This is a genomic window from Paenibacillus sp. GCM10027628 (assembly GCF_042676385.1).
In the GTDB taxonomy this organism is placed as follows: Bacteria; Bacillota; Bacilli; order Paenibacillales; family NBRC-103111; genus Paenibacillus_E.
In genome coordinates, this window is sequence record NZ_JBHTHA010000037.1 from 201,357 (window position 1) to 227,994 (window position 26,638).

Genomic DNA, 26,638 nt, shown 5'->3' on the forward strand with positions numbered 1-26,638 from the left:
CCAGTGGCGGCTTTTTGCGTGCTGAGCCGACCCTCCCATGCTATAATGTTCATAGAAATTATACATACCTAGGAGTGATCTGATTTGTCTCAAACATCCTCTGGCTCAGTACTGCTCGTAGATGGCATGGCTCTTTTGTTCCGCGGGTTTTATGCAACTTCCTCTGGCGGTTATATTATGCGTACGGATTCCGGTACACCGATTAATGCGGTGTATGGTTTTCTCAAATATTTGCTTGACGCCATTCAAACCTTCGAGCCCTCGCATGTGGTTTGCTGTTGGGATATGGGAAGCAAAACATTCCGTACTGAAATGTTCGAAGCTTACAAAGCTAATCGCGGCGAGGCTCCGGAAGAACTAATTCCACAATTTGATCTGGTGAAAGAAGTGACGGCCAGCTTCAACATTCCAAACGTTGGCGTTCGCGGATACGAAGCGGATGATTGCATTGGCACACTGGCACGTACATACAGTTCACAAACCAAAGTACAGATTCTGACAGGCGATCATGATATGCTGCAATTGGTCGATGAGAACACGGAAGTCATTATTATGAAAAAAGGGCATTCCAACTATATGGTCTATACACTCGAGACCCTCATGGAGGAAAAAAGCTTAACGCCGCCACAGATCATCGATCTGAAAGGACTAACGGGGGATACGGCTGATAATTATCCGGGTGTCAAAGGCATTGGGGAGAAGACTGCGACTAAGCTGCTGGTTGAGTATCAGAATATTGACGGCATTTTGGAAAATTTAGCCGCACTGCCTAAAGGTGTTAGAGCGAAGATTGAGGCGGAGCTTGAAATGCTGCATCTCTCTCGCGATCTGGCTACCATTCGACTAGACGCGCCAGTTGCTTGCGCATTGGAGGACTGCGCTTGGGCGATGGAACGGGATAAAGTGATCCGCAAATTCGAGGAGCTTGAATTTAAAGGTTTAATGAGACTCATAGGGTAATGAAAAAAACAGTCGATCTCATAGAGAATCGGCTGTTTTTTTTGCTCTGGTTTTTCTTTCTTTCGGAAGATCTTAATTTTGTGCAAATTTCAAATAACTTTATCTATATATGCATGGTGCCTGTTTTTTTATAATGAGAACGTAAATGAAAAACAAGGAGGCCGACTCGGATATGGAGCACAAAGCACCTTTATTATTAAGTGACGAGCAGATGAGGAAGTTCATTACGGATGGTTTTTTAATTCTTAAAACAGATTTTTCCAGCGAGTTTCACCGTCATTTGCTTGAACAATTGAATTACGTTTATGAACACGAAGGGAATCCCGGCAATAATCTGCTGCCCCGGATCCGTGAGCTCCAGCAGGTTTTCGATCATCCGGTCGTAACTGGAGCTTTAACCAGTGTGCTTGGACCCGACTATATGCTCCATGCGCATCGTCACGGTCATTTTAATGCTTCTGCCGTGGCAGGCGGCTGGCACAAAGACAGTTATTGGGGCTATCAAAAAATGCGCAATCACCATCCATGGTGGGCGATGATCATGTATTTCCCGCAAGATACGTCTGTAGAAATGGGACCGACTGGCGTAATGCCGGGGACTCAAAACTATGAGACGAGGACGTTTATCTCCGACGAAAACCCTGAAGAAGCGCTGGTCAGCGGCGAAGCGGGAACTTTTGCCTTGATTCATTATGATATTTGGCATCGTTCGACCCCGAATGTGCTCGGTAAGGAACGTTATATGCTGAAGTTTGAGTTTATGAGAACGACAGCGCCGGAAAGTCCAAGCTGGAACAATAACGAGAAGCAATGGTCTCTCCCCGCAGGCATGCAAACGCCAGCCATACCGCAGGAGTCCATGTGGGAAGAGACGTGGAACTGGTTGTCCGGGCAAGTTGGCAGTATGGCGGATACGATCGAAGCAGATCCGGAATGCGTACAGCAGTTGGTTGTTCAACTTGAGGATCCATCAGAGCCGATCGCGTTAAATGCGGCCTATGAGCTTGCTCGAAGAGGAGCGCTGGGAGTGGAGGCACTGCTAAGAGGGATCCAGCATGAAAAAGTCAGCGTTTCGCGTATGGCGGCATACGGTCTATCCATAGCGGGCCAAGAAGCGGTTAGCGGATTGACCGATGCGCTTGATAGTGATCGAATTGAAACGGTCGTACACGCCGTCTTTGCACTTGGGGAATTAAGAGGGATAGCGTCAGGGGCGGTATCTAAGTTGACGGGGCTTCTTGTACATCCTTCTGCCAAAGTGCGTCAAGCCGTAGTTGAAGCACTGGGCATGATTGGCGAACCGATTGACGAGGTTGTCTCCGGCTTGATCCAATCGTTACAGGACGAAGATGTTCAGGTCCGGTTTACCGCCGGTTTATCGCTGTCCCGGGTAGGAGCTCCGGCTGAGGCGGCCATACCGCAATTGCAAATCGCCTTGGACGATGAAAACCGTTATGTTCGCGCTCATGCCGTGGAGGCGCTGCGCTACATCGGAACAGAAGATGCCAAAGACGCGTTAATCAAGCATTTGTTCAACTCACGCTGGTGTTCAAGTACAACGCCGCAAAGCACGTTCTATCCTTAAAAAAAGAAGGGCTGTTCAGTACGGAAAATCTGCTGAAGTCTGTAATGCACCCTCCTTTCTCGACAATCTCAAGGGCTGTTTCAGCCCTCTTTTTCTCATTTTGTCAGAGGATTTAACATTAATTCCCGATAGGTGCTGGGGGCGTAGCCGCTGTGCTCCTTGAACATTCTGGAGAAATATGCTAACTCCAGGCCTATCGATTCGGCGATCGAGGAAATGCTCAAATTGGTAAAGGTTAAGAGGTGCACGGCTTTTTCCAAACGATGCCGATTGATATATTGGATGGGCGAAAGCCCGGTGAAATTTTTAAAAACGTGAATAAAATAGTTCGGTTGAAAATGCGCGATGTGGGCAAGCTCCTCGACGGTAATATGGTGAGAAGTATGCTCCTCAATATATTGGATCACCGCGTTCATTTTATCAAAGGTAGAGGATGTTTTCAGATTTAATCTGGTATGGTCGCACAGATCGATGAAAGTTGAAATAATTTCAAGCAGAATCGAGCGGATACGAAACCCGGCAGTTAACTCATTGCTATGGGCATAGTGGATGAGACGCTCGAAGAGTCTTTTCATATCTTCGGGATCAGGTACGGTTACAACGAAATCGGACGTATCGATGATATCAAACAGTTGCAGGTCTCCGAGTTTGGAAGTGAAATGGCACCAATACTTGCCTAACGTGTTTTCGCTGATTGTTCCATACGATTGAATAACGCCCGCAGGCATGATGTAGAGTTCACCCGGTTTTGGGGCATATTCCTGGTTCCCTATTTTTAAATAGCCTTCGCCTTCCATAATGTAATACATTTTATTGAAGCTCGGCGTGTAATTATAATCATGCCAGTTAAGGGGCACTTTCGTATAAGTCGCAATGGATAGGTCAAGCTGCACATTTGTTAGATACGGGCTGGAGCTAATTCCTGTTGTATCGCCCATTTTTTTGCACCATCCTCTGGTCGATCTATCTTTAATCTTAAAATGCTAAGATGGATTCAGGACATTGTCAAGCTCGGCATGGCTGCTGGTGGAGCCCACAATGTCTGCTTCACGACAGGACGCGGCACATCGACGGGCTCTGCGGTCGTACCGGTCATCAAAATCACCGGAAATCATAAGACATTCAGACATATGGAAGACAACATGGATGTGGACGTTAGCGAGATTTTAAACGGAACCCTAAGTTTACCTCAGGCGGGGGAGAGGATCTGGCAAGAAATTGTCGAGGTCGCGGGGGGAAAACAGACCAAGGCGGAAATTTTGGGTCACCAGGAGTTTAGCATTAACCGCATTGGTCCGAGTTTATAATTTATTTTTTTACATAACATCGCTACAGAGACTTGATCGTCCTCTTATAAGCATTTTTTACCTAAATGCGATAACGACAAAAGACCGGGAATTAAAATCCCGGTCTTTATACGAATCAAATTCCCTTAAACGTAAACGAATATGCATAGCTGCGGTTAGCGAACAAGGTGAACTCCGGATGCGTTCTTGCCCCCCAGCTGTCGTCACCGCCTACACCCATCTGCTTGTAATTGACCCGCACCGCGACTTTATCACTTGGCGGCAGCTTGTAAGGATGGTCGTGCGCTTCCAGCTCGGCAGGCACGTACGGCAGCGTGTTCAGCTCGACGATTGGCAGCCCGGCAATACGCAGACCCCGGCCTTTCGCGTCGGTGAGTGTCGCCCAGCGCACGTCCGTTTTATTACCGCATTCCTGCGGACGCAGATACGGCACGAATTGCTCTTTTACTGTGCCGCTATGCACGCCCAGCTTGGCGCCTACTGCACGATCCCAATAGTTCTCATGCGGGCCGCGGCCATACCACATCAGATTCTCGAATGAGCCATCCATTTGGAACAATACGCCAATCTCTGGAATTTCCGGCAAATTGCCCCCCGGTACGATCTCCAGGCGAACTTCCACCTCGCCATCCGGCGCAATCGTGTATACCAACTGCACGGTGGATACAGGCAGCGTCGGCAGCTCATAACGAACGCGCACCTCAGCACGCCCGCCGCCTATTGGCTGTGCGCTTAACCCGATCAGCGTCCTACCGCTGCCAACCTCCCGCCAAACCGCGCAGCGAATGTGATGCTGGTTGCCTCTGTCGTTATCCGTATAGGCCCGCCAGAAATTCGGCGCTGGTCCTGTCTTAAACAGCTCGACGCCCCGATAGACATAGGACGTGATATCTCCTGTTGCTGGGTCAAATTCGAGTGCAAAGTCAGCCCCGCTCACGCCGATTGCCTTCGCAGTCCGGGCAATCTCCACAGCAGCCTCATCCGCGTTCACAGACAGCGATGCCGCAGATTCGGCCTGCGTCAGCCATGCTGCGCTTGAACCGCCTGCCGCATTGACAGGAAGCAGGAACTGCTCCCATGCGACCTCGTGACCTTTTTCTGCCCATAGTGTATCTGCTTTAAGACCAAGAATGATCGTCAGCACAAGCTCGTCGCTCGACAAATTCTCTCCCGGTACGTCGTAAGGCAAAGTAATGACTCCGGATTCATTAGGTTTCACTGGAAAGCTTCCGCTTTTCACTTCGACCACAGTCTTGCCATTTCGCACGATCGACCATGTCCAATCGAACTCGCTTAGGTCAGTGAATAGATACTGATTGGTAACGAGTACCTGCCCCTTGGCCAGATCGACAGCTTCGATCTTCACATTCTGGTAGCATTTCTTTACCTCATAAATCTTAGGAGAAACCGTCCGGTCGGCAAAAATGAGCCCGTTTCCGCAAAAGTTGCCATCATTCGGTGTGTCCCCGAAATCACCGCCGTAGGCTAGATATTCCGTGCCATCTGGCGTAGTTGTACGGATCGATTGATCGATCCAATCCCAAATAAATCCACCTTGCAGAACGGGGTACCGCTCGAACAGCTCCCAGTATTTGAACAGATTTCCACACGAATTGCCCATCGCGTGGCTGTATTCGCATAAAATAAACGGTTTTTTCGGGTTGTTTTTCGCGTATTCCTCGACCCTGTCGATCTTCGTATACATCTGGCTTTCAATGTCTGACGCGGCCTCCGACCCCTTGAAGTGAAAGATACCTTCATAATGAACCACTCTGGTCGGGTCTGCCTCGCGAAGGAAATCGTGCATTTTAATAAAATTATCGCCCCCGAAAGACTCGTTTCCAAGTGACCATATGACGATGGAAGGATGATTTTTGTCTCTTTGCAGCATCGAATTGCAGCGATCCAGCACTGCGTCCGTCCACTCAGGCTTACTGCCCGGAACCGTTTCCCCTTCAGCTTCCTGCCCGTAGCTCCATAAACCGTGTGTCTCTAAGTTCGTCTCGTCAATGACGTACAGCCCATATTCGTCACACAGCTCATACCACAGCGGGTGATTAGGATAGTGGGAAGTCCGCACGGCATTAATATTATATTTCTTCATCAAAAGTACATCAGCCAGCATGCTTTCGGCATTCACAGAGCGTCCGCGCTCGCTATCAAATTCATGGCGGTTAACACCTTTAAACATGATGCGCTCACCGTTAATTTGCATGAGACCGTCTTTAATCTCGAACTTACGGAAGCCGACCTTGCAGCTTTCTGTCTCAAGCAGCTGTCCGTTCTCATCTTTCAAACTGAGCACTAATGTATAGAGATAAGGCTTCTCAGCACTCCATTTGTGCGGATGCTCGACATGCGCCGACAGCTGCACTTCCTGCGATGCGGCACCGCTCACGTTAATGTTGACGCTCAGCGCTTCACCCCACAGCGGACGCCGTTCATGGTCGTAAAGCATCGCTTCCACCGTATAAACGCCTAAGCTCTGGACGTCATAATTCGTCACTTTCGCTTGAATGCTCAAGTCAGCATTCTCGAATGCATCGTCAAGCTCTGTCCGTACTGAGAAGTCATAGGTATGCACTTGCGGCGTCGAATATACATACACATCACGGAAAATGCCGCTCAAGCGCCAGAAGTCCTGATCCTCCAGCCAGCTCGCATCGCACCAGCGGTACACTTCTACCGCAAGCTTGTTCTCGCCTTCCACCAAATAAGGCGTAATATCGAATTCTGCAGGCGTGAACGTATCCTCGCTGTACCCAACCAAATCACCGTTCACCCAGACATAGAACGCAGATTCCACACCCTGGAAGCTAAGATAAACAGGCTGTCCCGCCCACATTTGAGGGATATTAAAGCTGCGCGAATAAGAGCCAACAGGATTATATTTCACCGGAGCAAAAGGCGGCTTCAAATCCTCATGTCCCACCCATGGATAAATGATATTCGTATATTGTGGGTAATCATACCCCTGCAATTGCCAATGAGAAGGCACCACCATGTCAGCCCAGCCGCTACAATCGTAATCCGTCCGGTAAAAATCATTCGGACGCGCTTCCGCATTTTCCGCGAAATGAAATTTCCAGCTGCCATTCAGCGATTGATAAAAGTCGGATGCCTCACGGTCTCCGGTTAGTGCTTCAGCAACAGAGCGGTAAGGCATAAGCGTCGCATGCGCTTCCAGACGATTCAATTGAAAAATATTCGGATTGTTGTTCCACTCGGGATAGCCGTTTTGCGGCGGTACATATTTAAATTTTGTGGTCATTAGAGATTCCCCGCTTTGCTTAATGTATGATTATTATCAACTGCATCCTCATTGTACAAGACATCAAATTCCTTTAAAATATAAGATATAACGCATCGTATATTAAAAAATGAAAGAGATGTGCTCAATCCACCATGACTGTGGACTACAGGAAATTTTTCGTCATTACGGAAACGGACCGTAAGCTTCCATTAATTTTAGAAACCGTCGGCTTTGAGAACGAGCAACAGCCCACGAAGCGAGAAGAAGGCTATCCCTGCTTTCACTGGCTGCAAACGACGGAGGGCAGCGGTGACATCGTGATGGGCAGCGGAACGATTAAACTAGGCGAGCAGCAAGGCATGCTCTTGCCGTCTGGCATACCGCATGAATACAGGACTTCCGGCAGCGCTTGGTCCACATGGTATTTGACCTTCGACGGCGCACTTGCAGCATCCATCGTCCACGCGCTGGAGCTTCCCCTGATGACGACAGTCAGCTGGGAACTCGACACACCGCTTGCAAGCATTCATAAGGACTTTTACGAAAAATACAGGTACAGTTATGATTTTACGGGGATGAACGGGTCGCTGGAGGTGTATCAATTTCTAACACTTCTAAAAAGGCATGGCCACGTGAACCGTGGCGCCTCCTTCTCGCAAAGCCACGAACGACTGTTGCCGCTATTGTTCCGGCTCGAAGAATGCTTCGCGCAGTCCGAGGTCGGGCTGGGTTGGATGTCTGAGCTGCTTGGGGTAAGTCCACAGCACGTCAACAACCTGTTTCGCAAGGCGTTTGGCATTTCTCCCTACCAATACCTGCTTCAGTTGCGTATCCAGAAATCCAAAGAAATGCTCATCGTGAAGCCGCTGCAAACGGTGAAACAGGTGGCCGAAGCGACCGGATTCCTAGATGCTTCGCACTTCATTTCGACATTTCGTAAATCTGTGGGCATGACGCCGGATTTTTTCCGAAACCGATATAAAGAAAGAGACAACTGATATGTAGATGCGATTGTTTCGCTTGCGAGCGTAAGCGACGATCAATTGCCGGACTATATGAACGAAAATAACGCTCGCCAGCTGCTGACGAATTCTTTCAGATTCTCACCGAGCAGGAAGAAGTGTTCGCGGAGGGCTTGAAACAGCATATCGGCAAGCATTAAGAGCTGCTGGGCAAATAAGTACGGAGTCGCGTCGTTCCTAAATGCACAAACAGCCAGAGCGAGAATCACATCTCACTCTGGCCGTTATTCGTGTTCCTTCTAATCTTCACTGACACCCGGATCGTTGCGTAAATCAAGATCGCCCGGATGTTCGCGCGGGATACCTTGATGAAGCTCCCGATTTTCATAAGTATAGCTGTTAGGCGACCGCTGGTCTTCCCGCCATGGCGTGCTTTTGCCTAGGGATTCCGTAATTAAGTCCGATCCGTACGGACCTTCGGGAAACTCCTCGGCGGTCAGATCGTTGCGCTGTGATTCGACGGTTTCCAGATCAGTGTATTCGTCCCGGTTCTCGTGAATGAAGCCGTCAGGCTGTTTCTTCTCTTGTTCATCGAAATCTTTACTCATGGAAAAAGCCTCCAGTCTTTTTTGATAATAAGGGTTTAAAAAAGCTCGCTTTCAGAACCGAGAAGGTTGGACGAAATCCGGAGAAGGAGGAACGGAGCGTAGAGATTTGCTACGAGAGTACCGGACTTCCCGGGTTCGTTCAAGATTCGATGTCGAGACACATCCTGAATAGCTTCGTTATCAAAGTGAGCTTTTTTAACTTCCTCTAAAAAAGAGTGCTTTTTCCATTTTCCCCAATGAGGGAGTTAAATATCCGTGAAATGGATAGAACCGATTACTTGGGACAAGAAGGCATTGAGTTCCTGCGCTTCTTCTTCGGTAATTTTAAATGCATACTCCAAATAGCCTTCTTCGGCTAAATCGTCAGGCCCCATCACCGCACTGCGCCCTGTTTGCAAATCAATAACTAGCTTCTTGCCGTAATAGCGGGTTGTGGTCATAATCGCAAGGTCAAAACGGTGCATCGACTCACCGCCGATAAAACAAACGAAACGAGTGGTCGTTTCCTCCGAATGGTCGTATAAAAAATCAAAATCAGACATGATGGCCCTCCATCCTCTTCCTAGTATGCACTTATTATACCTGAAAAGAGTCCGGCAACAAAACACCTCTTGCGCCCATCTGACAGACATGGTATGATTTGGATATTCGAAAGGGAAGCACCTTTTCTACGCAATCGTAGAAGAGGTGCTTTTTGTTTTTCTGAATCTAATTTTATTCAGGCTTGGAGGAGATGGAATGAACGTCGTATTTTTGAACACTTTAGAGAAGGAAGCGGGGGAGCATCGGGTAACGTCGGCACAAGTATCCATTGGTGAAGTTCAGGGGATCTGGCAAGTATTCTGGAATGAACCGGATCACGCGGGCAAAATCATTCAGGATCAATGGTATCAAGGCATCAGTTGGGATGAGATGCTGGGCGCGTTCCGCCAAGGCCTTCGCGATAAAATGCGAAACGGATTTCGCCCGCTGGTGAGCACGGACCTGGAGTCAGCCCAGAGGCTGTCGGGTAAAGCGAAGTTAACGCAAATGCTTACGTTTTACAGTGAGGAGAATCCGAATGAAGCAATGTTCGAGAGCCTGCGGGCATGGAGAAGAGAGCAGGCTGCTCGTGAGGGCAAAGCGCCTTATATCCTAGCGACGAATCGCGTACTGCGCATGATCTCGGTCTTCCTGCCGCAGAGTACGGACGAGCTGCTGCAAATCCCCGGCTTTGGCGAGCAAAAGACGTCCATGTACGCAGGCGATATACTCAAGCTTACTGCAGAGGGGGAGCGCTCGCACGGATTTCCTTTGGATTGGGTCATGAATACCGTTGACGCTTCAAAGTTTGAAGCATGGCTGATCGCGCAAAAAGAGCAAAAGCTGCGTACGGAGCTCGATCGGGAAGTCAGCAAGCGCAAGCTGCTCGAAATTGTCGCCGGGAGTGGCAGCCTGGACGATTTACAAACTGCTTTGTCCATGCCCCGCAGGGAGCTTTTGCTTTGGGTAGAAGAGCTCGAACGGGAGGGCTACGATATGGATCCGCTTGTGGAAGCGGAACTCAGCTCCGTCTCCGAAGAGGATCAGATCAAGGCTTGGAGCGCCTTCGAGGCGGAAGGCGACCGTTATTTGAAGCCTGTGCTACAGCGCTTCGCTTCCGCCGAAGAACTGAAAGGCAAAGAGCTCGACCGCGCGTACGAGTGGCTTCGCTTGCTGCGGCTTCGTTACCGCCGCGAGAAGGAGAGCGCCGCCGCGCAGGCAGCGAGCTAGTGTTGACACGATTAGCGGAATGTGATTTAATGAACACTAATTTACATACAATCAAAGCGATGACGGATATGGGGGATACCCTGAGTAGGAGAAATGCCGCTGCTTCAGAGAGTCGGTGGATGGTGCGAACCGGCGCAAGCGTGGATCCGAATTACAGTCCTGAGTTGGAAAAGGGAACGTGCCATTGTTGGCATTAGTAGCTTTTACCCGGCACTAACATGCCGTTACGAATCTAAGTGAAAAAGAATATTCCCTTTAATTAGGATATTCTCTTTAATTAGGGTGGTACCGCGAGACAACCTTCTCGTCCCTTTGTGGACGTGAAGGTTTTTTTTGTTTTCACAAAAAGGAGGTTTTTCCAATGGTTGCATGGGATCAATTGACGAAAGAGCAGCAGGCTGAAGTTGAGCGTCAATGGCAGATCGTTCGAAGAGGGACTGCCCAAATCGTTCCTGAAGAGGCATTGAAGCAGAAAATCGTAAAAGCAGTCCACACAGGCAAGCCTTTGAAGGTGAAACTCGGCCTGGATCCATCCGCGCCGGATATTCATATCGGGCATACGGTCGTCTTGCAAAAGCTGCGCCAAATTCAAGAGCTTGGGCACGAGGTGCAGCTTATCATCGGCGACTTCACTGGCAGAATAGGCGATCCGACAGGAAAGTTGGAAACGCGCAAACAGCTGACGGAAGAGGACGTTAAGCGGAATGCGGAAACGTATCAGAAGCAGCTGTACAAAATTTTAGATCCTGGCAAAACGACGTTTTACTATAATTCATCGTGGCTCGGTGAACTGAAATTTGACGATGTGCTTAAGCTGGCCGGGAAAGTAACGGTTGCCAGGCTGCTGGAACGGGATGACTTCGCTAAAAGGTATGCAGGGAATCTTCCCATTCATTTACATGAATTTTTCTACCCGCTTATGCAGGCCTACGATTCCGTTTCCTTGCATACGGATATCGAGCTTGGCGGCACAGATCAAACGTTCAATATTCTGATGGGCCGAACGCTGCAAGGCGCTTATGAGATGAATGACGGGCAAGTCGCTATGTTGATGCCACTGCTTGAAGGGGTGGACGGCGTTCAGAAGATGAGCAAGAGCTTGGGGAATTATATCGGTATTGATGAGTCGCCCAACGAGATCTACGGAAAAACGATGTCTGTTCCCGATCACTTGATGCCAAAATACTTCGAACTCACTACAGCCATCAGCAATGAGGAGCTTGAAGAATTGAAGCAAAGTCTTGATGCAGGAACTGTACACCCGCGGGACGCTAAGATGAAGCTGGCCAAAGATTATGTGCGTATGTTCCATGGCGATCAGGCAGCTGAAGATGCGGAGCAGCATTTCATAACGGTTTTTCAAAAGCGAGCTTTACCCGATGTGGTCGAATCCGTTCCTCTGCGTTCCGAGTTGTTGGAGGAAGGGTCAATCTCCCTCATTAAGCTGCTAGTTACTTTAGAGCTGCAAGCTTCCAACGGTGAAGCGAGACGCAGCATAGAGCAAGGGGCTGTTAAAATCAATGAGCAGAAAATGACTGACATCCATGCCGAAGTCGTTCCGCAGGATGGCGATATCGTGCAGGTCGGCAAGCGCAAATTTGCCCGGATCGAGCTGGTTAGGTAGCAGAAAGGGGCTTTCCCGAACAGTAAAACCTGCTCTTGAAAAGCCCCTTATCCTTGCTATAGCCATTCTTTTTTACGAAACAGCACATACATGCCCATGCCTAACACCGCCATAAAAACAAGCACGATTTCGTCGCCATGAGGAATCCTCAGACCGAGAATATTATCAAAATTCATCCCGAATACCCCAGTAATGAACGTAAGCGGCATGAAGATCGTGGTCAGCGCGGTAAATACACGCATGATCTCATTCGCCCGGTTCGCAACGCTGGACTGGTAAGCTTCTCGTAAGTTGCCCATCAAATCGCGCAGCGTATCGAATGTATCGACGATTTTGACCGCATTCTCATAAATATCGCCGAAATATTTTTGCAGCTGATGATCGATTAATCTTAGCTCTTTTTTGCCGAGTGTGCCAACGACATCGCGCTGCGGAACCAGTACTTTTTTAAGCCATAAAATCTCTGAACGCAGCCCGATGATCTCATTCAAGTGCGACTTCTTCGTCGCCATGAGAATATCTTCTTCCAGCTTTTCAATCTTGGCCTCGATACGGTCACCGACCGCTACGTAATTATCGACGACAAGATCGACCAGATGATAGAGGAATCGGTCGGCGCTGTTCACTTCTTCTTCCCACAAAAACGGCTTCAACGCGCGAAGTTCATTAATTTTTTGCTTCGTAACCGTAATAATCACATGTCTGCCCAAAAAGATATTAAGAGAACGTAAGAAAATTTCCTCATCATCAAACCGAATGCTGTTAATAACTATAAAATAATGCGAATCGTATATTTCAATCTTAGGTCGCTGCTCTTCCTCGCTTAAGCAGTCCTCCACGGCCAAATCATGCAAATGAAACATGGGTTGAAGAATTTCCAGATCCTCAATCCCTGCGTCAATCCAATAAAAGCCTCTCTCTGGAGGGGAAAGCGCGACGGTCACATCCTCAATCAAAGTAAATACGCCGTCTTGTACCCATCGTGTTTTCATCTGATCCACCCCTTCGAATGGAACCAGCCAGCAAATAATCCAAACGCGATCAGGCTACGGATGGATGGAGAACCGACTGTATTCCCGCCATATAAAATTGTTCACTTTCTTTGCAGCTTCTACTCCTCGGGTCTCCGTCCATACGTATGCCCCCCTTTTCCGTCCGTGTCGAATACTTGTCTAGTATAACCCTTCATATTACGCGTTTCAAGCCGAAAAGTTTGGATTCCAGCACGATTGGGTGATTAGGATAAAGTATGGGAATCAGACTTGTCTGGTTCATGTTTGGAAACAACTATTGCCCAAAGTTCAGCTGCAAGGTATGATCAAATTTATAAAGTGATGTTAAATAACTTTGCATATAAGCTAAATTTCTTGGCATAGAATTTATAAGGAAGGAGTTCAACTATCATGTCGGTATTTCGAAACCGGATCCAAGAACTTCGAATGAAAAAAGGGGCTTCGCAAGATGAGCTTGCCGCTTACTTAGGAAGAAAACGGGCAACTGTGTCCAACTATGAACTAGGGAAAACGGAGCCTCAGTATGCGGATCTTGTGAAAATCGCGGATTATTTTAACGTGACAGTCGATTATTTACTAGGCAGACCGGGTGCTGAGAAGCATTACTTCGATTCCAACAGTTCCAATACTCTTCCCATCGAAGAGCAAACGCTGCTAGCCCAGTTCTTGAAAGACACGGAAGCGCTGTTGCGTGAAAAAGGAAATTTGGATGAAGAAAAATTGGCCTATTCGCTTAAATTCATGGAATTTACATTCTTGGAAGATCTTGAGGCAAGTAAACGGAGCAAAAAATAACAATAAAACACCTAAAATTTTCACTTTTCCCATTTTCTTATTCATTTTTCGTGATATAATTATTTCCAGTAATGTCCAATTTTTGAGGGAGTTGATTTGTTTGGATCATATAGAGGATTTATACAAAGGGATTGGAGAACGGTGCCCTTATAAGTTAGCCAAACATCAAGGGGTCAAACTTACATATCTCGATGATCTAGGTGAAATCTGCGGATTATACAAACAAACGACACCTGATAGTTATCGCATTTTTTTGAATGCCAATGTAGATATTGAGATGCAAGAAAATGTGGTTCATTTATTAATAGAACATCATAATACAGAGCTGAAGGGTACACAGCGGCTTATACTTAAGAAAGACCTGCACCTGCTTCAGCATTTAGGCGATGAAATTCGTAAAGCCGACACCTATATCGCCGATATTTTCCTTCAAGGCTTCCTCGGTATCCATAACAAATAAATAATGCCAAAACCCTTGAATTGCCAAGGGGTTTGGCATTTGTTTGCGGCGAAAAGCGTTTATTCCGCCACGACATCCTTCAATATTTTTTCTTTCATTTCCAGGTAGGTTTCAATGATTTCCGAATTACCGCAATTCATTAATTCTTCTTCATTCTCGGCACCATAGAGAAGACTTAAAAGTTTAACAGCCTCTTCGGCCTGCTGGAGCGTTGGCTTGGAGTGTTCAAGCAATGCGGAATATCGATTTAAAGAAGCGAAAGCGGCGAAGCTTTCCGATGGTTGAATGGACATGATATACCTCTTTTCATAGTTGAGTGTAGTATTTTGCGATAGAATAATTTTTAGTCGGTGCCACCTCGGGAATAAAAATAGATTTCGGGATACGATATGTATCAATTTTACCATATGTGAAATATAGCTGCAAATAATTATAAATCCTTTCATCGAAATCTAATTTGAATTTCATATTACTTTAATCTGAAGTCGTTACACTAATAAAAACTGGCTTATGGAGATGCTATTTATGAGGAATCTTAAATACGATCTTTGGTTGGATGAGTTTAATGACAATATCAGATTATACGAAATGTTTGGAGATTTTGAGTATCTGCAGCAAGCTGAAGAAGTATTCAAAGAACTTAGGTCAGTCATTAATAAAAGAGTAGAATATGAGATTTTTGTAAGGCAACTGGATAGCATTAAAATATCTTTATTTCTAAAATGACACAGGCTGTTCTCTAAAGAGAACGGCTTTTATTTTTGCACGATACTGGGAGTGGAATTGCCCTCTTTTTGATTTTCTTTTGGGGAAATCGATCATAATAAACAACATCAGCGTTCAAAAGCGAAGGGGTTGTTAATGGATGATCAATGAATTAAAAGTTGGAGATGAGCTAGTCTCCGTAACGAATTCATCATGGTTGAGTGAAGGAAGAGTGTACCGGGTCTTGCAAATCAATGAAACCGAGCTCGTACTGGATAGAGGGTTACGGTGGCCTAAAGCAACAGTTGAGATGAATTTTAGAGTTAAGAAGTAAGAACTTTCCTTGTTGCTTTTTGTTGGTTTGATTTTTCCTCTCATCCGGGTATGATGGAATCATGTAGAGAGGGGTGAAACGAATGGTTAAACTTGGTTTGGATCAAACAGAACTTGAGGCGTTGCTTACGGATATCGCGGATGAGCAAGCACGAACAGCGATTGCAAAAGCCATATCCGCCAATAACGAGGCAATCGCCAAGCAAGTGCTGGCATTAGTCTCCAGCGATCTCATGAACGCTTTTAAGGCAATGGGAATGAAATCATAAAGCGTACTTGATTAGAGACACCAACGATAGAATAATTCCCCATAAGGGGAGCGAGAGAAGTAATCCGTTTACGAATCCTCTCAGTGGGTTATCATTTTCGTTCAATGGATATACCTCCTTTATGATCCAGTATTTCCATAAAGAAGATGTTTAAAAACTACATAGGATTGATTTTTCTTTCAAACAAAAAGAAACCGTTCTTTTGTAAAACTAGGAACGGTTTCTTTTTGCATTCACTATTTCATGGAACGACGAAGATGGCTTTCAACGCGAAGTGACCGCAGCGGCACGTCGGAAAGGTGCTATGTCCGGATTGATATTAAGTTTCATCATTACGTGGTTCATTTGGGACGAGTAATACTCCGCTCACTTGCTCGAACAAATTAATAAATATTTGTTGGGCATCCTTGTAGGGCATGGGTTCACTAAGGACTTTCCCATTAGAAAGCTTTACAACGAATTTTAATTCATCCGATGTACTCAACTATTTCCCCTCCTACATTTAATTAGTGGTCGTTCGATGGACTTTCATACGATATGTATCCTAAGCTAGTTAGTTGTAATTCTATCGGAATAGTGATTGATTGCAATCCCCCATTCAGGGGAGTTTTCAGTGGGCTATTCTGAATATTAAGTTAGAGTTCATCCTTACTTTCGGTTCAAAGTTCAAATGATGGCGATCAATAAAAAAAGAGGTTTCCCTCTTCCTTAGCTTGTGCGGCGTTTAATTCTCTCACCTTAATCCCACCTTGAACATTTTTCATTTCTTCTTTGGATAATTCTTGAGTGAGGTCATTCAATTCAATCTTACTTCCTGCTCAGCTGGTTTTTGATTTTCAGACATAGGTTAATCTTCCTGAAAAGTGTTTTGTAGGTATCATATCAGATATTAATCGGTTTCACAGTTAACTAAAGTTAATAGGAGCGCGTGAACCATTACCAGGCGACCGATTCTGTTCAGGATCATGCGCGGTCCGTTGCGTACGATACCGCGATGGGTTATATAAAAGGCGTAGGTGACCTGCTGATTGATCTTTCCTACTGCATCGCTCTGATCGGTGCGGGGTTGTGCATCATCCTTCATGTGGCCGGCTGGGAAAAATGCGCGCGGTGGGCAAGGATTCTGACGGTGGCGTACGTGTTAATCAAATATTTATTGGGGTGATTGGGGAAACAAAGTCGTATTGATGTACTCGTTTCATAATTTTGTATTTCGAACGAAACTCCTGGATTGTTGTGGTGATTCCGAGTTTGGTGGCAATTCGTTGAACTATCGACCACCCACCGTCTTCGTAAAAAGGGCATTGATCCATATACTCGCCAAACGGAGTCTCATACACATCGCGTCCTACCATATCTAGTTCGCAATTTATTCCATAGGTATATGGTGCAGGTAGAATACTTGAAATATCGAAGCCAGCAAACACAGGTGAACTTTGCTCTCCGTTCAAAATATGTTGAATGGCGACATCGAAAATGCGATTCTCAATCTCGACCCATGAATGAGTAAAAACCTGATCATCAGACTTACGTCTCACAACGCCAATTTTTAAATCTGACGAAATACCCTGCTCGGCAAAAAGTACACCCATAACACTTGATAATAGATGGCATGCACCCGCAAGAGGGCGCTCATTAAAATCAGCTTGGGCTTCCAAAAAAGTACGTTCAATCACTTCACGCTGGGGGTGATGGAAATAAATTTCACTAATAACATCTTGCAAGTATTTAGTCTGCAGACCGTGACATCGCTTGAATTTCTTTCCACTACCACAATAACAAAGTTCATTTCTGCCCAAAATTTTCATTTTTACCTTTCTCCATTCAAGACTGATCTATTCTACTCATCAGGCGGGATTTTAGCCTTATAGTAATTAAACATTTTGAAGGAACAATGAAGGGAACCTTAAAAACAGGTAAAAATGACCTTAATGGTTGCTTAAGATATTCGATGTTAGATTTGACTTCGAATGGAGGGGGGATGACCGGATTGGCTGCAGCCGCCGCACTTCTTATAAAAATTGGACCGTATGTGATCGGCTTGAAAGTTTGTACGTCACTTGTCGATATAGGTACGACGTACGTAAAATACCAGATAACGAAGGAGGGGCGCCAATGAAATCTATTAAGCTCACTGACGTTATCCGCATCATCAAACCGGAGTATGTCTTTCTGAAGCTCAAACCTAACTCGATTCGTAACAACTATACACAAAAGCTGGCAAGAACGATCAGCAGCCTTTATAAAAACGTCATGGAGAACGTGAAGAAAGAATATCTGCGGGCTGTCCGGGTGCTTGGTAGACAGTTCTTCATTCCGAGTAAGATATCACATTGAATAGGCGGTGCGGTGTTCATATGGGATTTGCGGATATTGAGCAATTGGCATTGACTGAACCTGTTGTCCATCAATGTTTACAGTTATACCGTCGTAAATAGCTTTCCAAAGAAGATGCATTAATCTTGAGGGTCGAGGCATTGGTGGAGCAGAAGAATCATTTTCTCAATGAGGCAGTAAAGCTACGCCAAGAATAAAATGCATATTAAGGATAATAAGGAGTGAATTCCTGGAAGCAGAATGAAGAACAGATACAACATCTCGACAGATTAAAGTGCTCGAGCTGGATGACAGGGTTGTATAGAAAGTAATGGAAGTGGTGTTTGAGCAAATAGGCACTCAAAAGAGTAATTGGGCAAATTGGCTTGAACATAGATAGTAACAATTGATCACGGGAGGTATGTTTAATGGACACAACGGAATTATTAAAGGAGTATCCTCCGCTCCTCGATGTTAAAGATGCCCAGAACATCTTAAGGCTAGGAAGGGCGGCGACATACAGGCTCATGAATGATCCTAGCTTTGGGGCAATTAAGATCGGTGGAGCGCTGAGAATTTCGAAATCAAAACAAAGCAAATACCTGGAAAAAGCTTAGAGCGTATCATTCTCTAAGCTTTTTTCTTTATGCATTCAAGCTAGACGCATGATCAAAAGCTTGACGATTTTTTTGATCGAATTTTTCATCACCGTCATATGCACCAATTAAATAAGCAAGCATCTGAGCTAATTTTAACCTTGTCATTAATAATTGACTTAACTAATTCACTAGTTGTTTTTCCATAAATTAAATGCACGCTCCTCATAAATTGGCTCTGTGAAGTGCCTCGTTACGTTTGAGTTTGAATATGAATGTCTGCCTATTACGATTGACTTGACCACCAAAATGTGTGTTTCTTGTCAATAGCTTCACCCTCCTGAAAAGTGGTCACATATTGGTCACGGGAGCATTATAAAACGCCTAAATACTAGTAATAATCATTAATAACAACTAAACAATTCGTGAGCACCAAAATCCTTGACAACGGTGCATTTTATAGTATTATTAATAACAACTGAATATGTTTGACTTTCTTATCAAGAGTAGGTGGAGGGACTGGCCCGATGATACCCGGCAACCGACAAACCTTTGGAAACAAAGGAATGCACGGTGCTAATTCTTGCGGAAACGCTGTAATAAGCGAATCTGGGAGATAAGAGCGAGGACATGACATTTGAATTTCTATGACCTTTCTCTGATTCCGGAGAAGGTCATTTTTGCTTTTACCAACATCCAAATTGTGACAAAAGGAGTGAACAGGATGCCGATCAAGATTCCAGACAACCTGCCAGCCAAAGAAATTTTAAACCAAGAGAATATTTTCACGATGGATGAATCTGTTGCGTATCATCAGGATATTCGTCCGCTTCGAATTGCTTTATTGAACTTGATGCCGACCAAAGAGACAACGGAGACGCAATTGCTTCGCTTAATCGGGAATACCCCGCTGCAGGTGGAATTCGTGCTGCTTCATCCTAAAACTCATACTTCCAAAAACACTTCCGCAGAGCACCTGGAATTGTTCTATAAAACATTTGAAGATATTAAAGACGAGAAGCTGGATGGCATGATCATCACAGGCGCGCCGGTTGAACAAATGGAGTTTGAAGATGTGAATTACTGGGAAGAATTGACGCAGATTCTCAATTGGAGTAAAGAGAATGTCACTTCCACCCTGCACATTTGCTGGGCTGCTCAAGCCGGATTGTATCATCATTTCGGCGTACCGAAGTATGCGCTCGACAACAAAATGTTCGGTGTTTTCCCTCACACGGTGGGCATTCCGAATACAAAACTGCTGCGCGGCTTTGATGAAGTATTCTTTGTGCCGCAATCCCGTCATACGGAAGTTCGCCGTGAAGATATCGAGCGATGTCCGGAGCTGGAGATTTTATCCGAATCGGAAGAAGCGGGCGTTTATATCGCAGCGACTCGCGATGGCAAGCATATTTTCGTTACCGGTCATTCCGAGTACGATGCATGTTCGCTGAAATGGGAATACGATCGCGACGTGAATAAAGGGCTTGAAATCGCCATTCCCAAAAATTATTACCCGAACGATGACCCAAGCAGACAGCCTTATAACACTTGGAGAGCACATGCGAACTTGCTGTTTTCGAACTGGCTGAACTACTACGTATATCAAGAAACGCCGTTTGATCTAAGCGCTGTGAACAAAAGTCTGGCCAGTGCACAATTGTAAAAATGAACCTGTAACCCATGAAGGAGGAGCTCTCTTTAATGAAAATCGAAAGTCGTCTCGCCCAAATCGGATCTCAAAATGAACCTGTTACCGGAGCTGTCAGCTTCCCGGTTTATCAAGCAACCGCCTTCCGCCATCCGAAGCTTGGAGAAAGCACAGGATTTGATTATGCCCGTACCAAAAGTCCGACCCGCACGGTACTTGAGAATGCCATTGCGCAGCTTGAATCGGGAGATGCAGGCTTTGCCTGCTCTTCGGGTATGGCGGCTTTGCAAACGATTTTTGCTTACTTTAGCCAAGGTGATCATTTGATCGTTTCCTTGGATCTTTATGGCGGGACATACCGCTTGCTGGAGAAAATTATGTCTCGTTTCGGCGTGACGGCAACGTATGTGGACACAAATGATCTGGACGGTCTCGAGGCTGCGTATCAGCCGAATACCAAAGGGCTCGTCATAGAGACTCCGACGAATCCGCTCATGATGATTACGGACATCGAGCTTGTCTGTACATGGGCCAGAAAAAAGGGCATCGTATCGATCGTCGACAATACGTTGTTGACGCCGTTCTTGCAGCGCCCGATCGAGCTTGGCGCCGATATCGTCATACATAGCGCCACTAAGTACCTTGGTGGACATAATGACGTGCTTGCCGGCCTTATCGTGACCAAAGGCAAAGAGCTTTCCGAGCAGATGGCGTTCCTTCATAACTCCATTGGAGCTGTGTTAGGGCCGCAGGATAGCTGGCTGCTTATGAGAGGAATGAAGACACTGGCACTCCGCATGGAGCGTCACGAGTATAATGCAACCGCCATCGCCAAGTTTTTGCTTGCGCATCCGCTTGTCGATGAAGTGTTCTACCCGGCGCTAGAGAGCCACCCTGGCTATGCCGTTCAGAACAAACAATCGAGCGGCAACACCGGCATCTTCTCCTTCAAAGTGAAGGATGCCAGACTGATTGAACCGATTCTCCGCCATATTCAGCTGATCGCATTTGCAGAGAGTCTTGGAGGCGTCGAATCCTTGATGACCTATCCGGCTGTGCAAACTCACGCGGATATTCCGCTCGAAATTCGCCAAAAAGTAGGCGTTGACGATCGCCTGCTGCGCTTCTCCGTCGGCATCGAGCACGTTGACGATCTGATCGCCGACCTGACGAATGCTTTCAATCAAGCGCAAGCTGAACTTGAAGGAGGTGCTCTCTAAATGAGCACTTCCAATGAAGATAAACGCAAGCCGCACGGCAAGTTTGCCACGAAGCTTATTCATTTCGGCGCCGAGATTGATGAGGCGACCGGCGCATCCAGCGTGCCGTTGTATCAGGCTTCAACATTCCATCAAGCAGATTTGGAGGTTTCGCCTGAGTATGACTACACACGCTCCGGCAACCCAACGCGCCAAGCGCTGGAAGACTACATCGCTTTGTTGGAAGGCGGTCACCGCGGTTTCGCATTTGCTTCCGGTATGGCAGCGATTTCGTCCGCGCTCATGCTGCTTTCACAGGGAGATCATGTAATTTGCACAGAGGATGTGTATGGCGGCACGTATCGATTGTTGACAACAATCATGAACCGGATGGGCGTTGAATCCACGTTTGTCGATATGACCGATATCGAACAAGTAAAAGCGGCGCTGCTTCCCAATACCAAAGCTGTGTTCATGGAGACCCCATCCAACCCGACACTCAAAATTACGGACATCGCTGAAATTACGGCATGGGCCAAAGAGCATGACCTGCTTACGATGCTGGATAATACCTTCATGACACCATATCATCAGCGTCCGATTGAGCTAGGCGTTGATATCGTACTCCATAGCGCAACGAAATTCCTTGGAGGTCACAGCGACGTTCTTGCCGGCTTGGCCGTAACCGCCAATTCCAGTCTGGGACGCCGGATGAAGCAAATTCAGAACGGCATGGGCAATGTGCTCGGCATTCAGGATTCATGGCTGCTCATTCGCGGCATGAAGACGTTGAAAGCACGTATGGAAGCGTCGGAGACAAGCGCTCGCCGATTAGCGCAGTGGCTGTCCGAGCAGCCTGATATCGATTATGTATATTATCCTGGGCTGCCAAACCATCCGCGAAGAGATGTTCACGAGAAACAATCTCTGGGGTATGGCGCGGTTGTTTCCTTCGATGTAGGATCGGGTGAGAAAGCAAAGAAGCTCTTGAGCAAAGTACGTATTCCATTGGTCGCCGTGAGCTTAGGTGCGGTTGAGAGCATTTTATCCTATCCGGCCATGATGTCTCATGCGGCGATGCCGAAAGAGGTGCGCTTGCAGCGGGGCATCACCGACGGTCTCGTCCGTTACTCGGTCGGCCTTGAGGATATTGAAGACATCATTGAAGATTTGGAACAAGCGCTTAGAAGCTAATGGAAGTTAATTGCTAGAGCCGTTCATATATGTACCTTTTAGCTTATGATTAAGCAAACAGCAAGATTTACAAAAGCAGCGTTAAGCTGCTTTTTTGCCGTTTTCGTGAATATTGCCCGCTGAACGGCGCAAAAAACTGGGAATTGCCGTGACGGTGCACGGTGAATATGGTACCATAGATGGATACAAGCAAAGTTCCCCAAAAGTGAAGAAATCCTTCGAAGCCTATTCCTGTTACTTTTGGGGGAGCCCCCGTGAACCACAATAATAAAAAGGAGTGAGTAGTCGTGAAACCGATTGATCGCATCTTGCATAAATCACTTTCGGGCGGACGTATTGATGTGGAGGAATGCATCACACTGTTCGAATCCGATCAAATAGAAAAAATTGGCGATACAGCCAATCAAATTATGAAAAAATGGCATCCGGATCCCATTACTACGTTCGTGATTGGTCGAAACATTAACTATACGAATATCTGCGATGTGTACTGTAGATTTTGTGCCTTTTATCGCGCTCCCGGTTCGGTCGAAGGCTATGTGCTTCCGGATGAAACGATTTTCCAAAAAATCCAGGAAACGCTTGATGTCAACGGCACAGAGATTCTGATGCAAGGCGGTACGAATCCGAACTTGCCATTCAGCTATTACACGAATCTTTTGCGTGAAATTAAAAAACGTTTCAACATAACGATGCACTCGTTTTCCCCGGCTGAAATTATGAAAATGAAGGATGTTTCAGACGGTCTGTCATTGGAAGAAGTCGTACGCCAATTGCATGAAGCAGGATTGGATTCCCTACCTGGCGGCGGCGCCGAAATTTTGGATGATCGCACCAGACGCAAAATCAGCAAGCTGAAAGGTTCGTGGCGCGATTGGATGGACGTTATGCAGACTGCGCACAAACTGGGCATGCATACAACGGGCACGATGGTTATCGGCTTCGGCGAATCGATGGAAGAACGTGCGCTCCACATGCTGCGCATTCGTGACGCACAAGATGACGTTCTGCTTCAAAAGCTGAACACGCCTGGTTTCCTTGCCTTCATTCCTTGGACATTCCAACCGGACAATACGAACATGAAAGCGGAAAAAGTGACGCCTGAGGAATATTTAAAAACGCTGGCGATCAGCCGCATCATGCTCGATAATGTACCGAACTTCCAGTCGTCTTGGGTGACGATGGGACCTGAAGTCGGTAAACTCACGCTCAGCTACGGCTGCAACGATTTCGGCAGCACGATGATCGAGGAAAACGTGGTCTCCGCCGCGGGCACGACGCACAAGGTTAACGTCAGCTCGACGCTGGACATTATCCGCCAAGCTGGTAAAATCCCTGCGCAGCGCAATACGAAGTATGAAATCCTGCGTGTATTTGACGATGAGAATGTCAAAGTGGATCGGGATTTTGTGATGCAGAACTAAAATAGTCTAAAATGAAACGCTCTACTCCACATTCAATATGAATGGAGAGAAGAGCGTTTTTCATTTTGCTTCTTGCAGCGGAAACATATGGATGACTGTTTTGTTTTTGCCTGACTTCTTGGCGGTATAGAGCGCTTGATCGGCTCCGCAGAAGAGCTGCTCCTTGCCCATGCCTTTCTGATACTCGCAAAGGCCGATGGAGATGGTCACCGCTTGACCGTTTAGCTCGTCGTATTTGTTCTGAGAAACATGCCAGCGAATCCGCTCCACAATCTCATGTACTTCCTCTGTGCTCTTTTCCGTGAAGATGACCGCAAATTCCTCGCCACCATATCTTGCAGCAAAATCGTTGAGCCCGACGTGCTCTTTCAAAACCCCGCTTACACGGGTCAACACGGCATCTCCAGCCCGATGTCCATAAGTGTCGTTCACTTTTTTGAAGTTATCGATATCAAGGACGGCAACATGAATGCATAAGTGCCCGTATTCGCTCTGTTCAATTAATTTTTCGAGATACTCATGAAAAGTAATATGGTTGTAGAGGTCTGTCAGCGCATCTGTCTTCGATAGCTTATCCATAATGATATTTTTAATCATAAGCTCTTGTTTGAGTTCGGTCGTGGTATGCAGGTTCGTTAAAATTTCAACGCCTCTCTTCATAATCCCGAAAGCGATGAGAGTGGCTAATCCTAGTATAGGAATGGCTGCGAGTAAGTCTGAGAGGGTAAAAACGATTGTTAAAGAAAGTAAAGAAAGCACGACTGAAATTAAAAATTTGGCTCGTTGAAAATAAAAGATCGATACTAAAATGGGGATCAACACATGGAGCGGAGCCATTCTCACATCGTAGTTGAAGTAAATGATGGTAAAGGTCAGTGCGGAACCGCCGGTTATAATGAAATAATCTAATTGATGTCGGGCCAGCCGGTATGCCGTTTCCATTGCAACCATGATGATGATCATGATAAGCGTGGAAATGAAGATTTGATAGGCGATGGCTTGGTCTTGGTTGTCCCCTCGAAGGAAGTAGTATAATTCCACGGGAATTTGAATGAGGACAAGTCCCCAATAAATGTGAAGCAGTTTGCGGTTCCAGTTTGATTTGTCTGGATTATATGCACGGGTATACATGTATACTCACTCCACCATATCCTACTAAAGAACTATTGTCGTATACATCATAACATGAATATTGCAAGGATTGGAATAACTTTCCTTAAAGAATCGACAGAATGTGAAAAAGGAAATGGCAAATTGTTGTTTGTATATATGATTCCGATCGACCATATACTTTTAAGAGGATGCACTTACAGCGGAAAGGAGTGAGCCCATGGAATGGTTTACAGTTACTGTGATGAGCGTCAATGAGTCATATGTTCGTTCGCTTCATGCTCAAATTGAGCATGAGCTTCGGCGTTTACATAGCGTACAAGACGGTCTGACTGTTCACTGTGATTTGCATGATAATTACGCACATATTCGTGGTGTAGGGATGAGCCATGGTCAGGATGCATCGTCTTCTTTGCGTAAAAAAATCATGGGAGGTCTTGCCGGTGTACTCGCTGAGCATATTATGGCGGAGAAAGAGTCACAAATCCTTCGTCAATTGATTGTGAAGGAATTTAAATACGAGGCCAAGGAAGATTTGGAGTTAATTGAGGGCTATTGTAAGCAATTTTTGTACGGAGAAATTGAGTCTGAGGAATCTTCCGTATCGCGTTTAGAAGAGGGAAGGATTCGCAGAAAACAGCTGGTTGTTCAGCCCTTAATCGAATACTTCGAAGAGCATTCAGAACTTGTTTTGGACGGTTTTTTAAAATTCCGTTTGCAAGATTATGTGGAAGAACTTAGAGAAATTGCCGAATATGCAATTGATGAATATATGATGGATCGTCAATACCAAGAGTTCATATCACTCTTACAATACTTTGTTTATATCCAAGAGGCTAAGATTCCAGTAGCCCACCTGATTCACAAGGGGGGGCACGAATTTGTCATTTTGAATGACAAGCTGGAACCCATTGATGCCAATGAATTTGATGCGACTTTTAAGCTGGAAGTTATTGAGAAAGACATTAATTTCGAGGATATGATCGTTAGTACGCTCATTACCGTGTCACCGGCGAACATTTATATTCACACAAGAGATCCTGAAATGACGATTATTAAAACAATTCGGCAAATATTTGAAGATCGGACAACGGTCTGCTCGTACTGCCGCACCTGCGATACGTATTTGGGTGAAGGTAAAAAGCAGGATCAACTATCCCCTTGACCTTGTGTGTGGAGCCAATTATAATAATGTTCGAAGGCGTTAAGATCAAAGACATGAACTTTCGGAAATGAACTGCCCAGAGAGAGGAGACGCGGCTGAAATCTCCTTCCGTGACACCGTAAGTTTACCCCTTTGTAGCCGTGTTGTGGAATTTAGCCTACGATCAGGTTAATAGTATACAACACCGGAATCATTCCCGTTACCGAATGCTGATGAGGATTCGCTTCATTCTTTGGATGGATATGCGGCGAGTCGAACTAGGGTGGAACCACGAGCTGAGCGCACTCGTCCCTTTTGGGATGCAGTGTGCTTTTTTGCGTTCAATATCAAATCACGTTACATTGTGAGGTAAATTTA

28 protein-coding genes, 1 pseudogene, 1 riboswitch and 1 other annotated feature are annotated in these 26,638 nt (G+C 46.1%); of the genes and pseudogenes, 19 read left to right on the forward strand and 10 right to left on the reverse strand.

Features of this window, described 5'->3' with window-relative positions:
- Positions 1–126 precede the first annotated feature (126 nt).
- Positions 127–960, forward strand: coding sequence for a 5'-3' exonuclease (locus ACFQZT_RS25695; RefSeq protein ID WP_379304656.1), 834 nt, complete (start codon positions 127–129; stop codon positions 958–960).
- Between the two features lie 172 nt (positions 961–1,132).
- Entirely contained in the window at positions 1,133–2,545 is a 1,413-nt protein-coding gene (locus ACFQZT_RS25700) for a HEAT repeat domain-containing protein (protein WP_379304553.1), read from the forward strand.
- A 95-nt stretch (positions 2,546–2,640) separates the two neighbouring features.
- Here the strand turns inward: ACFQZT_RS25700 and ACFQZT_RS25705 are convergent, their stop codons facing one another.
- Positions 2,641–3,483: a helix-turn-helix domain-containing protein gene (locus ACFQZT_RS25705; RefSeq protein WP_379304555.1), complete on the reverse strand. Its 843-nt coding sequence runs from the start codon at positions 3,481–3,483 to the stop codon at positions 2,641–2,643.
- 75 nt (positions 3,484–3,558) lie between these two features.
- Between ACFQZT_RS25705 and ACFQZT_RS25710 the strand changes: the two are divergent.
- A pseudogene (locus ACFQZT_RS25710) lies at positions 3,559–3,852 on the forward strand (UxaA family hydrolase); the annotation flags it as partial.
- Positions 3,853–3,967: 115 nt separating this feature from the next.
- Here the strand turns inward: ACFQZT_RS25710 and lacZ are convergent.
- Positions 3,968–7,123, reverse strand: coding sequence for a beta-galactosidase, LacZ type (lacZ, locus tag ACFQZT_RS25715; protein WP_379304557.1), 3,156 nt, complete (start codon positions 7,121–7,123; stop codon positions 3,968–3,970).
- Between the two features lie 134 nt (positions 7,124–7,257).
- On the opposite strand from lacZ, the gene ACFQZT_RS25720 reads away from it, so the two are divergent.
- Complete coding sequence (locus ACFQZT_RS25720) at positions 7,258–8,103, forward strand: AraC family transcriptional regulator (RefSeq protein WP_379304559.1); 846 nt, start codon at positions 7,258–7,260, stop codon at positions 8,101–8,103.
- A 263-nt stretch (positions 8,104–8,366) separates the two neighbouring features.
- Here ACFQZT_RS25720 and ACFQZT_RS25725 read toward each other — a convergent pair whose 3' ends face one another.
- Both ACFQZT_RS25725 and ACFQZT_RS25730 read right to left on the reverse strand, forming a co-directional pair.
- Positions 8,367–8,675 (reverse strand): hypothetical protein, encoded by a 309-nt coding sequence (locus ACFQZT_RS25725; protein WP_379304561.1) that lies wholly within the window; start codon positions 8,673–8,675, stop codon positions 8,367–8,369.
- A gap of 245 nt (positions 8,676–8,920) precedes the next feature.
- Positions 8,921–9,217: a DUF3055 domain-containing protein gene (locus ACFQZT_RS25730; protein WP_379304563.1), complete on the reverse strand. Its 297-nt coding sequence runs from the start codon at positions 9,215–9,217 to the stop codon at positions 8,921–8,923.
- A gap of 196 nt (positions 9,218–9,413) precedes the next feature.
- Between ACFQZT_RS25730 and ACFQZT_RS25735 the strand changes: the two genes are divergently transcribed.
- Both ACFQZT_RS25735 and tyrS read left to right on the forward strand, forming a co-directional pair.
- Positions 9,414–10,427, forward strand: a complete 1,014-nt coding sequence (locus ACFQZT_RS25735) for an HRDC domain-containing protein (protein ID WP_379304565.1) — start codon at positions 9,414–9,416, stop codon at positions 10,425–10,427.
- Between the two features lie 50 nt (positions 10,428–10,477).
- Positions 10,478–10,742: a binding site (T-box leader), on the forward strand.
- A gap of 46 nt (positions 10,743–10,788) precedes the next feature.
- Complete coding sequence (gene tyrS / locus ACFQZT_RS25740) at positions 10,789–12,051, forward strand: tyrosine--tRNA ligase (RefSeq protein ID WP_379304567.1); 1,263 nt, start codon at positions 10,789–10,791, stop codon at positions 12,049–12,051.
- Positions 12,052–12,107: 56 nt separating this feature from the next.
- Here the strand turns inward: tyrS and corA are convergent, their stop codons facing one another.
- A complete protein-coding gene (gene corA, locus ACFQZT_RS25745; protein WP_379304569.1) occupies positions 12,108–13,043 on the reverse strand; it encodes a magnesium/cobalt transporter CorA in 936 nt (311 codons plus the stop codon).
- A 411-nt stretch (positions 13,044–13,454) separates the two neighbouring features.
- On the opposite strand from corA, the gene ACFQZT_RS25750 reads away from it, so the two are divergent.
- Complete coding sequence (locus ACFQZT_RS25750) at positions 13,455–13,859, forward strand: helix-turn-helix domain-containing protein (RefSeq protein WP_379304571.1); 405 nt, start codon at positions 13,455–13,457, stop codon at positions 13,857–13,859.
- Positions 13,860–13,959: 100 nt separating this feature from the next.
- The gene (locus tag ACFQZT_RS25755; protein WP_379304573.1) at positions 13,960–14,319 is read left to right on the forward strand and encodes a hypothetical protein; all 360 of its coding nucleotides are present in this window, start codon (positions 13,960–13,962) and stop codon (positions 14,317–14,319) included.
- Positions 14,320–14,378: 59 nt separating this feature from the next.
- On the opposite strand, the gene ACFQZT_RS25760 is transcribed toward ACFQZT_RS25755, so the two are convergent.
- Positions 14,379–14,612: a hypothetical protein gene (locus ACFQZT_RS25760; protein WP_379304574.1), complete on the reverse strand. Its 234-nt coding sequence runs from the start codon at positions 14,610–14,612 to the stop codon at positions 14,379–14,381.
- 232 nt (positions 14,613–14,844) lie between these two features.
- Here ACFQZT_RS25760 and ACFQZT_RS25765 point away from each other — a divergent pair, with 232 nt between their 5' ends.
- Positions 14,845–15,045 (forward strand): hypothetical protein, encoded by a 201-nt coding sequence (locus ACFQZT_RS25765; protein ID WP_379304575.1) that lies wholly within the window; start codon positions 14,845–14,847, stop codon positions 15,043–15,045.
- 395 nt (positions 15,046–15,440) lie between these two features.
- The gene (locus tag ACFQZT_RS25770) at positions 15,441–15,626 is read left to right on the forward strand and encodes a globin family protein (protein ID WP_379304576.1); all 186 of its coding nucleotides are present in this window, start codon (positions 15,441–15,443) and stop codon (positions 15,624–15,626) included.
- Between the two features lie 319 nt (positions 15,627–15,945).
- Here the strand turns inward: ACFQZT_RS25770 and ACFQZT_RS25775 are convergent, their stop codons facing one another.
- Together ACFQZT_RS25775 and ACFQZT_RS25780 are read right to left on the reverse strand one after the other, a co-directional pair.
- Positions 15,946–16,110 (reverse strand): hypothetical protein, encoded by a 165-nt coding sequence (locus ACFQZT_RS25775; protein ID WP_379304578.1) that lies wholly within the window; start codon positions 16,108–16,110, stop codon positions 15,946–15,948.
- A 196-nt stretch (positions 16,111–16,306) separates the two neighbouring features.
- Positions 16,307–16,426, reverse strand: a complete 120-nt coding sequence (locus tag ACFQZT_RS25780) for a bacteriocin (protein WP_379304580.1) — start codon at positions 16,424–16,426, stop codon at positions 16,307–16,309.
- Between the two features lie 128 nt (positions 16,427–16,554).
- Between ACFQZT_RS25780 and ACFQZT_RS25785 the strand changes: the two genes are divergently transcribed.
- Positions 16,555–16,791, forward strand: a complete 237-nt coding sequence (locus tag ACFQZT_RS25785; protein ID WP_379304582.1) for a hypothetical protein — start codon at positions 16,555–16,557, stop codon at positions 16,789–16,791.
- Here the strand turns inward: ACFQZT_RS25785 and ACFQZT_RS25790 are convergent.
- The gene (locus ACFQZT_RS25790; protein ID WP_379304584.1) at positions 16,772–17,434 is read right to left on the reverse strand and encodes an SEC-C metal-binding domain-containing protein; all 663 of its coding nucleotides are present in this window, start codon (positions 17,432–17,434) and stop codon (positions 16,772–16,774) included. The two genes, ACFQZT_RS25785 and ACFQZT_RS25790, sit on opposite strands and share 20 nt — an antisense overlap.
- 173 nt (positions 17,435–17,607) lie before the next feature.
- Between ACFQZT_RS25790 and ACFQZT_RS25795 the strand changes: the two genes are divergently transcribed.
- From ACFQZT_RS25795 to mqnC, 7 genes are all read left to right on the forward strand, one after another.
- Positions 17,608–17,745: a hypothetical protein gene (locus tag ACFQZT_RS25795; protein ID WP_379304586.1), complete on the forward strand. Its 138-nt coding sequence runs from the start codon at positions 17,608–17,610 to the stop codon at positions 17,743–17,745.
- Positions 17,742–17,963 carry a hypothetical protein gene (locus ACFQZT_RS25800; protein ID WP_379304588.1) on the forward strand — a complete coding sequence of 74 codons (222 nt, stop codon included), beginning with the start codon at positions 17,742–17,744 and terminating at the stop codon, positions 17,961–17,963. Before ACFQZT_RS25795 ends, ACFQZT_RS25800 begins: the two co-directional genes overlap by 4 nt.
- Before the next feature lie 407 nt (positions 17,964–18,370).
- Complete coding sequence (locus ACFQZT_RS25805) at positions 18,371–18,559, forward strand: helix-turn-helix domain-containing protein (RefSeq protein ID WP_379304590.1); 189 nt, start codon at positions 18,371–18,373, stop codon at positions 18,557–18,559.
- A gap of 473 nt (positions 18,560–19,032) precedes the next feature.
- A riboswitch (SAM riboswitch) is annotated at positions 19,033–19,161 on the forward strand.
- 101 nt (positions 19,162–19,262) lie between these two features.
- On the forward strand, positions 19,263–20,204 hold the full coding sequence (gene metA, locus ACFQZT_RS25810) for a homoserine O-acetyltransferase MetA (protein WP_379304592.1): 942 nt from the start codon (positions 19,263–19,265) through the stop codon (positions 20,202–20,204).
- Positions 20,205–20,242: 38 nt separating this feature from the next.
- Positions 20,243–21,409: an aminotransferase class I/II-fold pyridoxal phosphate-dependent enzyme gene (locus ACFQZT_RS25815; RefSeq protein WP_379304594.1), complete on the forward strand. Its 1,167-nt coding sequence runs from the start codon at positions 20,243–20,245 to the stop codon at positions 21,407–21,409.
- Positions 21,410–22,582: a trans-sulfuration enzyme family protein gene (locus ACFQZT_RS25820; RefSeq protein ID WP_379304596.1), complete on the forward strand. Its 1,173-nt coding sequence runs from the start codon at positions 21,410–21,412 to the stop codon at positions 22,580–22,582.
- A 287-nt stretch (positions 22,583–22,869) separates the two neighbouring features.
- Entirely contained in the window at positions 22,870–24,006 is a 1,137-nt protein-coding gene (gene mqnC, locus ACFQZT_RS25825; RefSeq protein WP_379304598.1) for a cyclic dehypoxanthinyl futalosine synthase, read from the forward strand.
- Between the two features lie 60 nt (positions 24,007–24,066).
- Here mqnC and ACFQZT_RS25830 read toward each other — a convergent pair whose 3' ends face one another.
- Positions 24,067–25,137 carry a GGDEF domain-containing protein gene (locus ACFQZT_RS25830; RefSeq protein ID WP_379304600.1) on the reverse strand — a complete coding sequence of 357 codons (1,071 nt, stop codon included), beginning with the start codon at positions 25,135–25,137 and terminating at the stop codon, positions 24,067–24,069.
- A gap of 199 nt (positions 25,138–25,336) precedes the next feature.
- Here ACFQZT_RS25830 and ACFQZT_RS25835 point away from each other — a divergent pair, with 199 nt between their 5' ends.
- Positions 25,337–26,281, forward strand: coding sequence for a putative sporulation protein YtxC (locus tag ACFQZT_RS25835; RefSeq protein ID WP_379304602.1), 945 nt, complete (start codon positions 25,337–25,339; stop codon positions 26,279–26,281).
- Positions 26,282–26,638: the final 357 nt, after the last annotated feature.

What these genes read in the sequence shown, in the direction of transcription:
- ACFQZT_RS25695 (WP_379304656.1), top strand. Translation starts at nt 127, where the DNA reads ATGGCTCTTTTGTTCCGCGGGTTTTATGCAACTTCCTCTGGCGGTTAT.
- ACFQZT_RS25700 (WP_379304553.1), top strand. Translation starts at nt 1,133, where the DNA reads ATGGAGCACAAAGCACCTTTATTATTAAGTGACGAGCAGATGAGGAAG.
- ACFQZT_RS25705 (WP_379304555.1), bottom strand. Translation starts at nt 3,483, where the DNA reads ATGGGCGATACAACAGGAATTAGCTCCAGCCCGTATCTAACAAATGTG.
- lacZ (WP_379304557.1), bottom strand. Translation starts at nt 7,123, where the DNA reads ATGACCACAAAATTTAAATATGTACCGCCGCAAAACGGCTATCCCGAG.
- ACFQZT_RS25720 (WP_379304559.1), top strand. Translation starts at nt 7,258, where the DNA reads ATGACTGTGGACTACAGGAAATTTTTCGTCATTACGGAAACGGACCGT.
- ACFQZT_RS25725 (WP_379304561.1), bottom strand. Translation starts at nt 8,675, where the DNA reads ATGAGTAAAGATTTCGATGAACAAGAGAAGAAACAGCCTGACGGCTTC.
- ACFQZT_RS25730 (WP_379304563.1), bottom strand. Translation starts at nt 9,217, where the DNA reads ATGTCTGATTTTGATTTTTTATACGACCATTCGGAGGAAACGACCACT.
- ACFQZT_RS25735 (WP_379304565.1), top strand. Translation starts at nt 9,414, where the DNA reads ATGAACGTCGTATTTTTGAACACTTTAGAGAAGGAAGCGGGGGAGCAT.
- tyrS (WP_379304567.1), top strand. Translation starts at nt 10,789, where the DNA reads ATGGTTGCATGGGATCAATTGACGAAAGAGCAGCAGGCTGAAGTTGAG.
- corA (WP_379304569.1), bottom strand. Translation starts at nt 13,043, where the DNA reads ATGAAAACACGATGGGTACAAGACGGCGTATTTACTTTGATTGAGGAT.
- ACFQZT_RS25750 (WP_379304571.1), top strand. Translation starts at nt 13,455, where the DNA reads ATGTCGGTATTTCGAAACCGGATCCAAGAACTTCGAATGAAAAAAGGG.
- ACFQZT_RS25760 (WP_379304574.1), bottom strand. Translation starts at nt 14,612, where the DNA reads ATGTCCATTCAACCATCGGAAAGCTTCGCCGCTTTCGCTTCTTTAAAT.
- ACFQZT_RS25765 (WP_379304575.1), top strand. Translation starts at nt 14,845, where the DNA reads ATGAGGAATCTTAAATACGATCTTTGGTTGGATGAGTTTAATGACAAT.
- ACFQZT_RS25770 (WP_379304576.1), top strand. Translation starts at nt 15,441, where the DNA reads ATGGTTAAACTTGGTTTGGATCAAACAGAACTTGAGGCGTTGCTTACG.
- ACFQZT_RS25790 (WP_379304584.1), bottom strand. Translation starts at nt 17,434, where the DNA reads ATGAAAATTTTGGGCAGAAATGAACTTTGTTATTGTGGTAGTGGAAAG.
- ACFQZT_RS25795 (WP_379304586.1), top strand. Translation starts at nt 17,608, where the DNA reads ATGACCGGATTGGCTGCAGCCGCCGCACTTCTTATAAAAATTGGACCG.
- ACFQZT_RS25800 (WP_379304588.1), top strand. Translation starts at nt 17,742, where the DNA reads ATGAAATCTATTAAGCTCACTGACGTTATCCGCATCATCAAACCGGAG.
- ACFQZT_RS25805 (WP_379304590.1), top strand. Translation starts at nt 18,371, where the DNA reads ATGGACACAACGGAATTATTAAAGGAGTATCCTCCGCTCCTCGATGTT.
- metA (WP_379304592.1), top strand. Translation starts at nt 19,263, where the DNA reads ATGCCGATCAAGATTCCAGACAACCTGCCAGCCAAAGAAATTTTAAAC.
- ACFQZT_RS25815 (WP_379304594.1), top strand. Translation starts at nt 20,243, where the DNA reads ATGAAAATCGAAAGTCGTCTCGCCCAAATCGGATCTCAAAATGAACCT.
- ACFQZT_RS25820 (WP_379304596.1), top strand. Translation starts at nt 21,410, where the DNA reads ATGAGCACTTCCAATGAAGATAAACGCAAGCCGCACGGCAAGTTTGCC.
- ACFQZT_RS25830 (WP_379304600.1), bottom strand. Translation starts at nt 25,137, where the DNA reads ATGTATACCCGTGCATATAATCCAGACAAATCAAACTGGAACCGCAAA.
- ACFQZT_RS25835 (WP_379304602.1), top strand. Translation starts at nt 25,337, where the DNA reads ATGGAATGGTTTACAGTTACTGTGATGAGCGTCAATGAGTCATATGTT.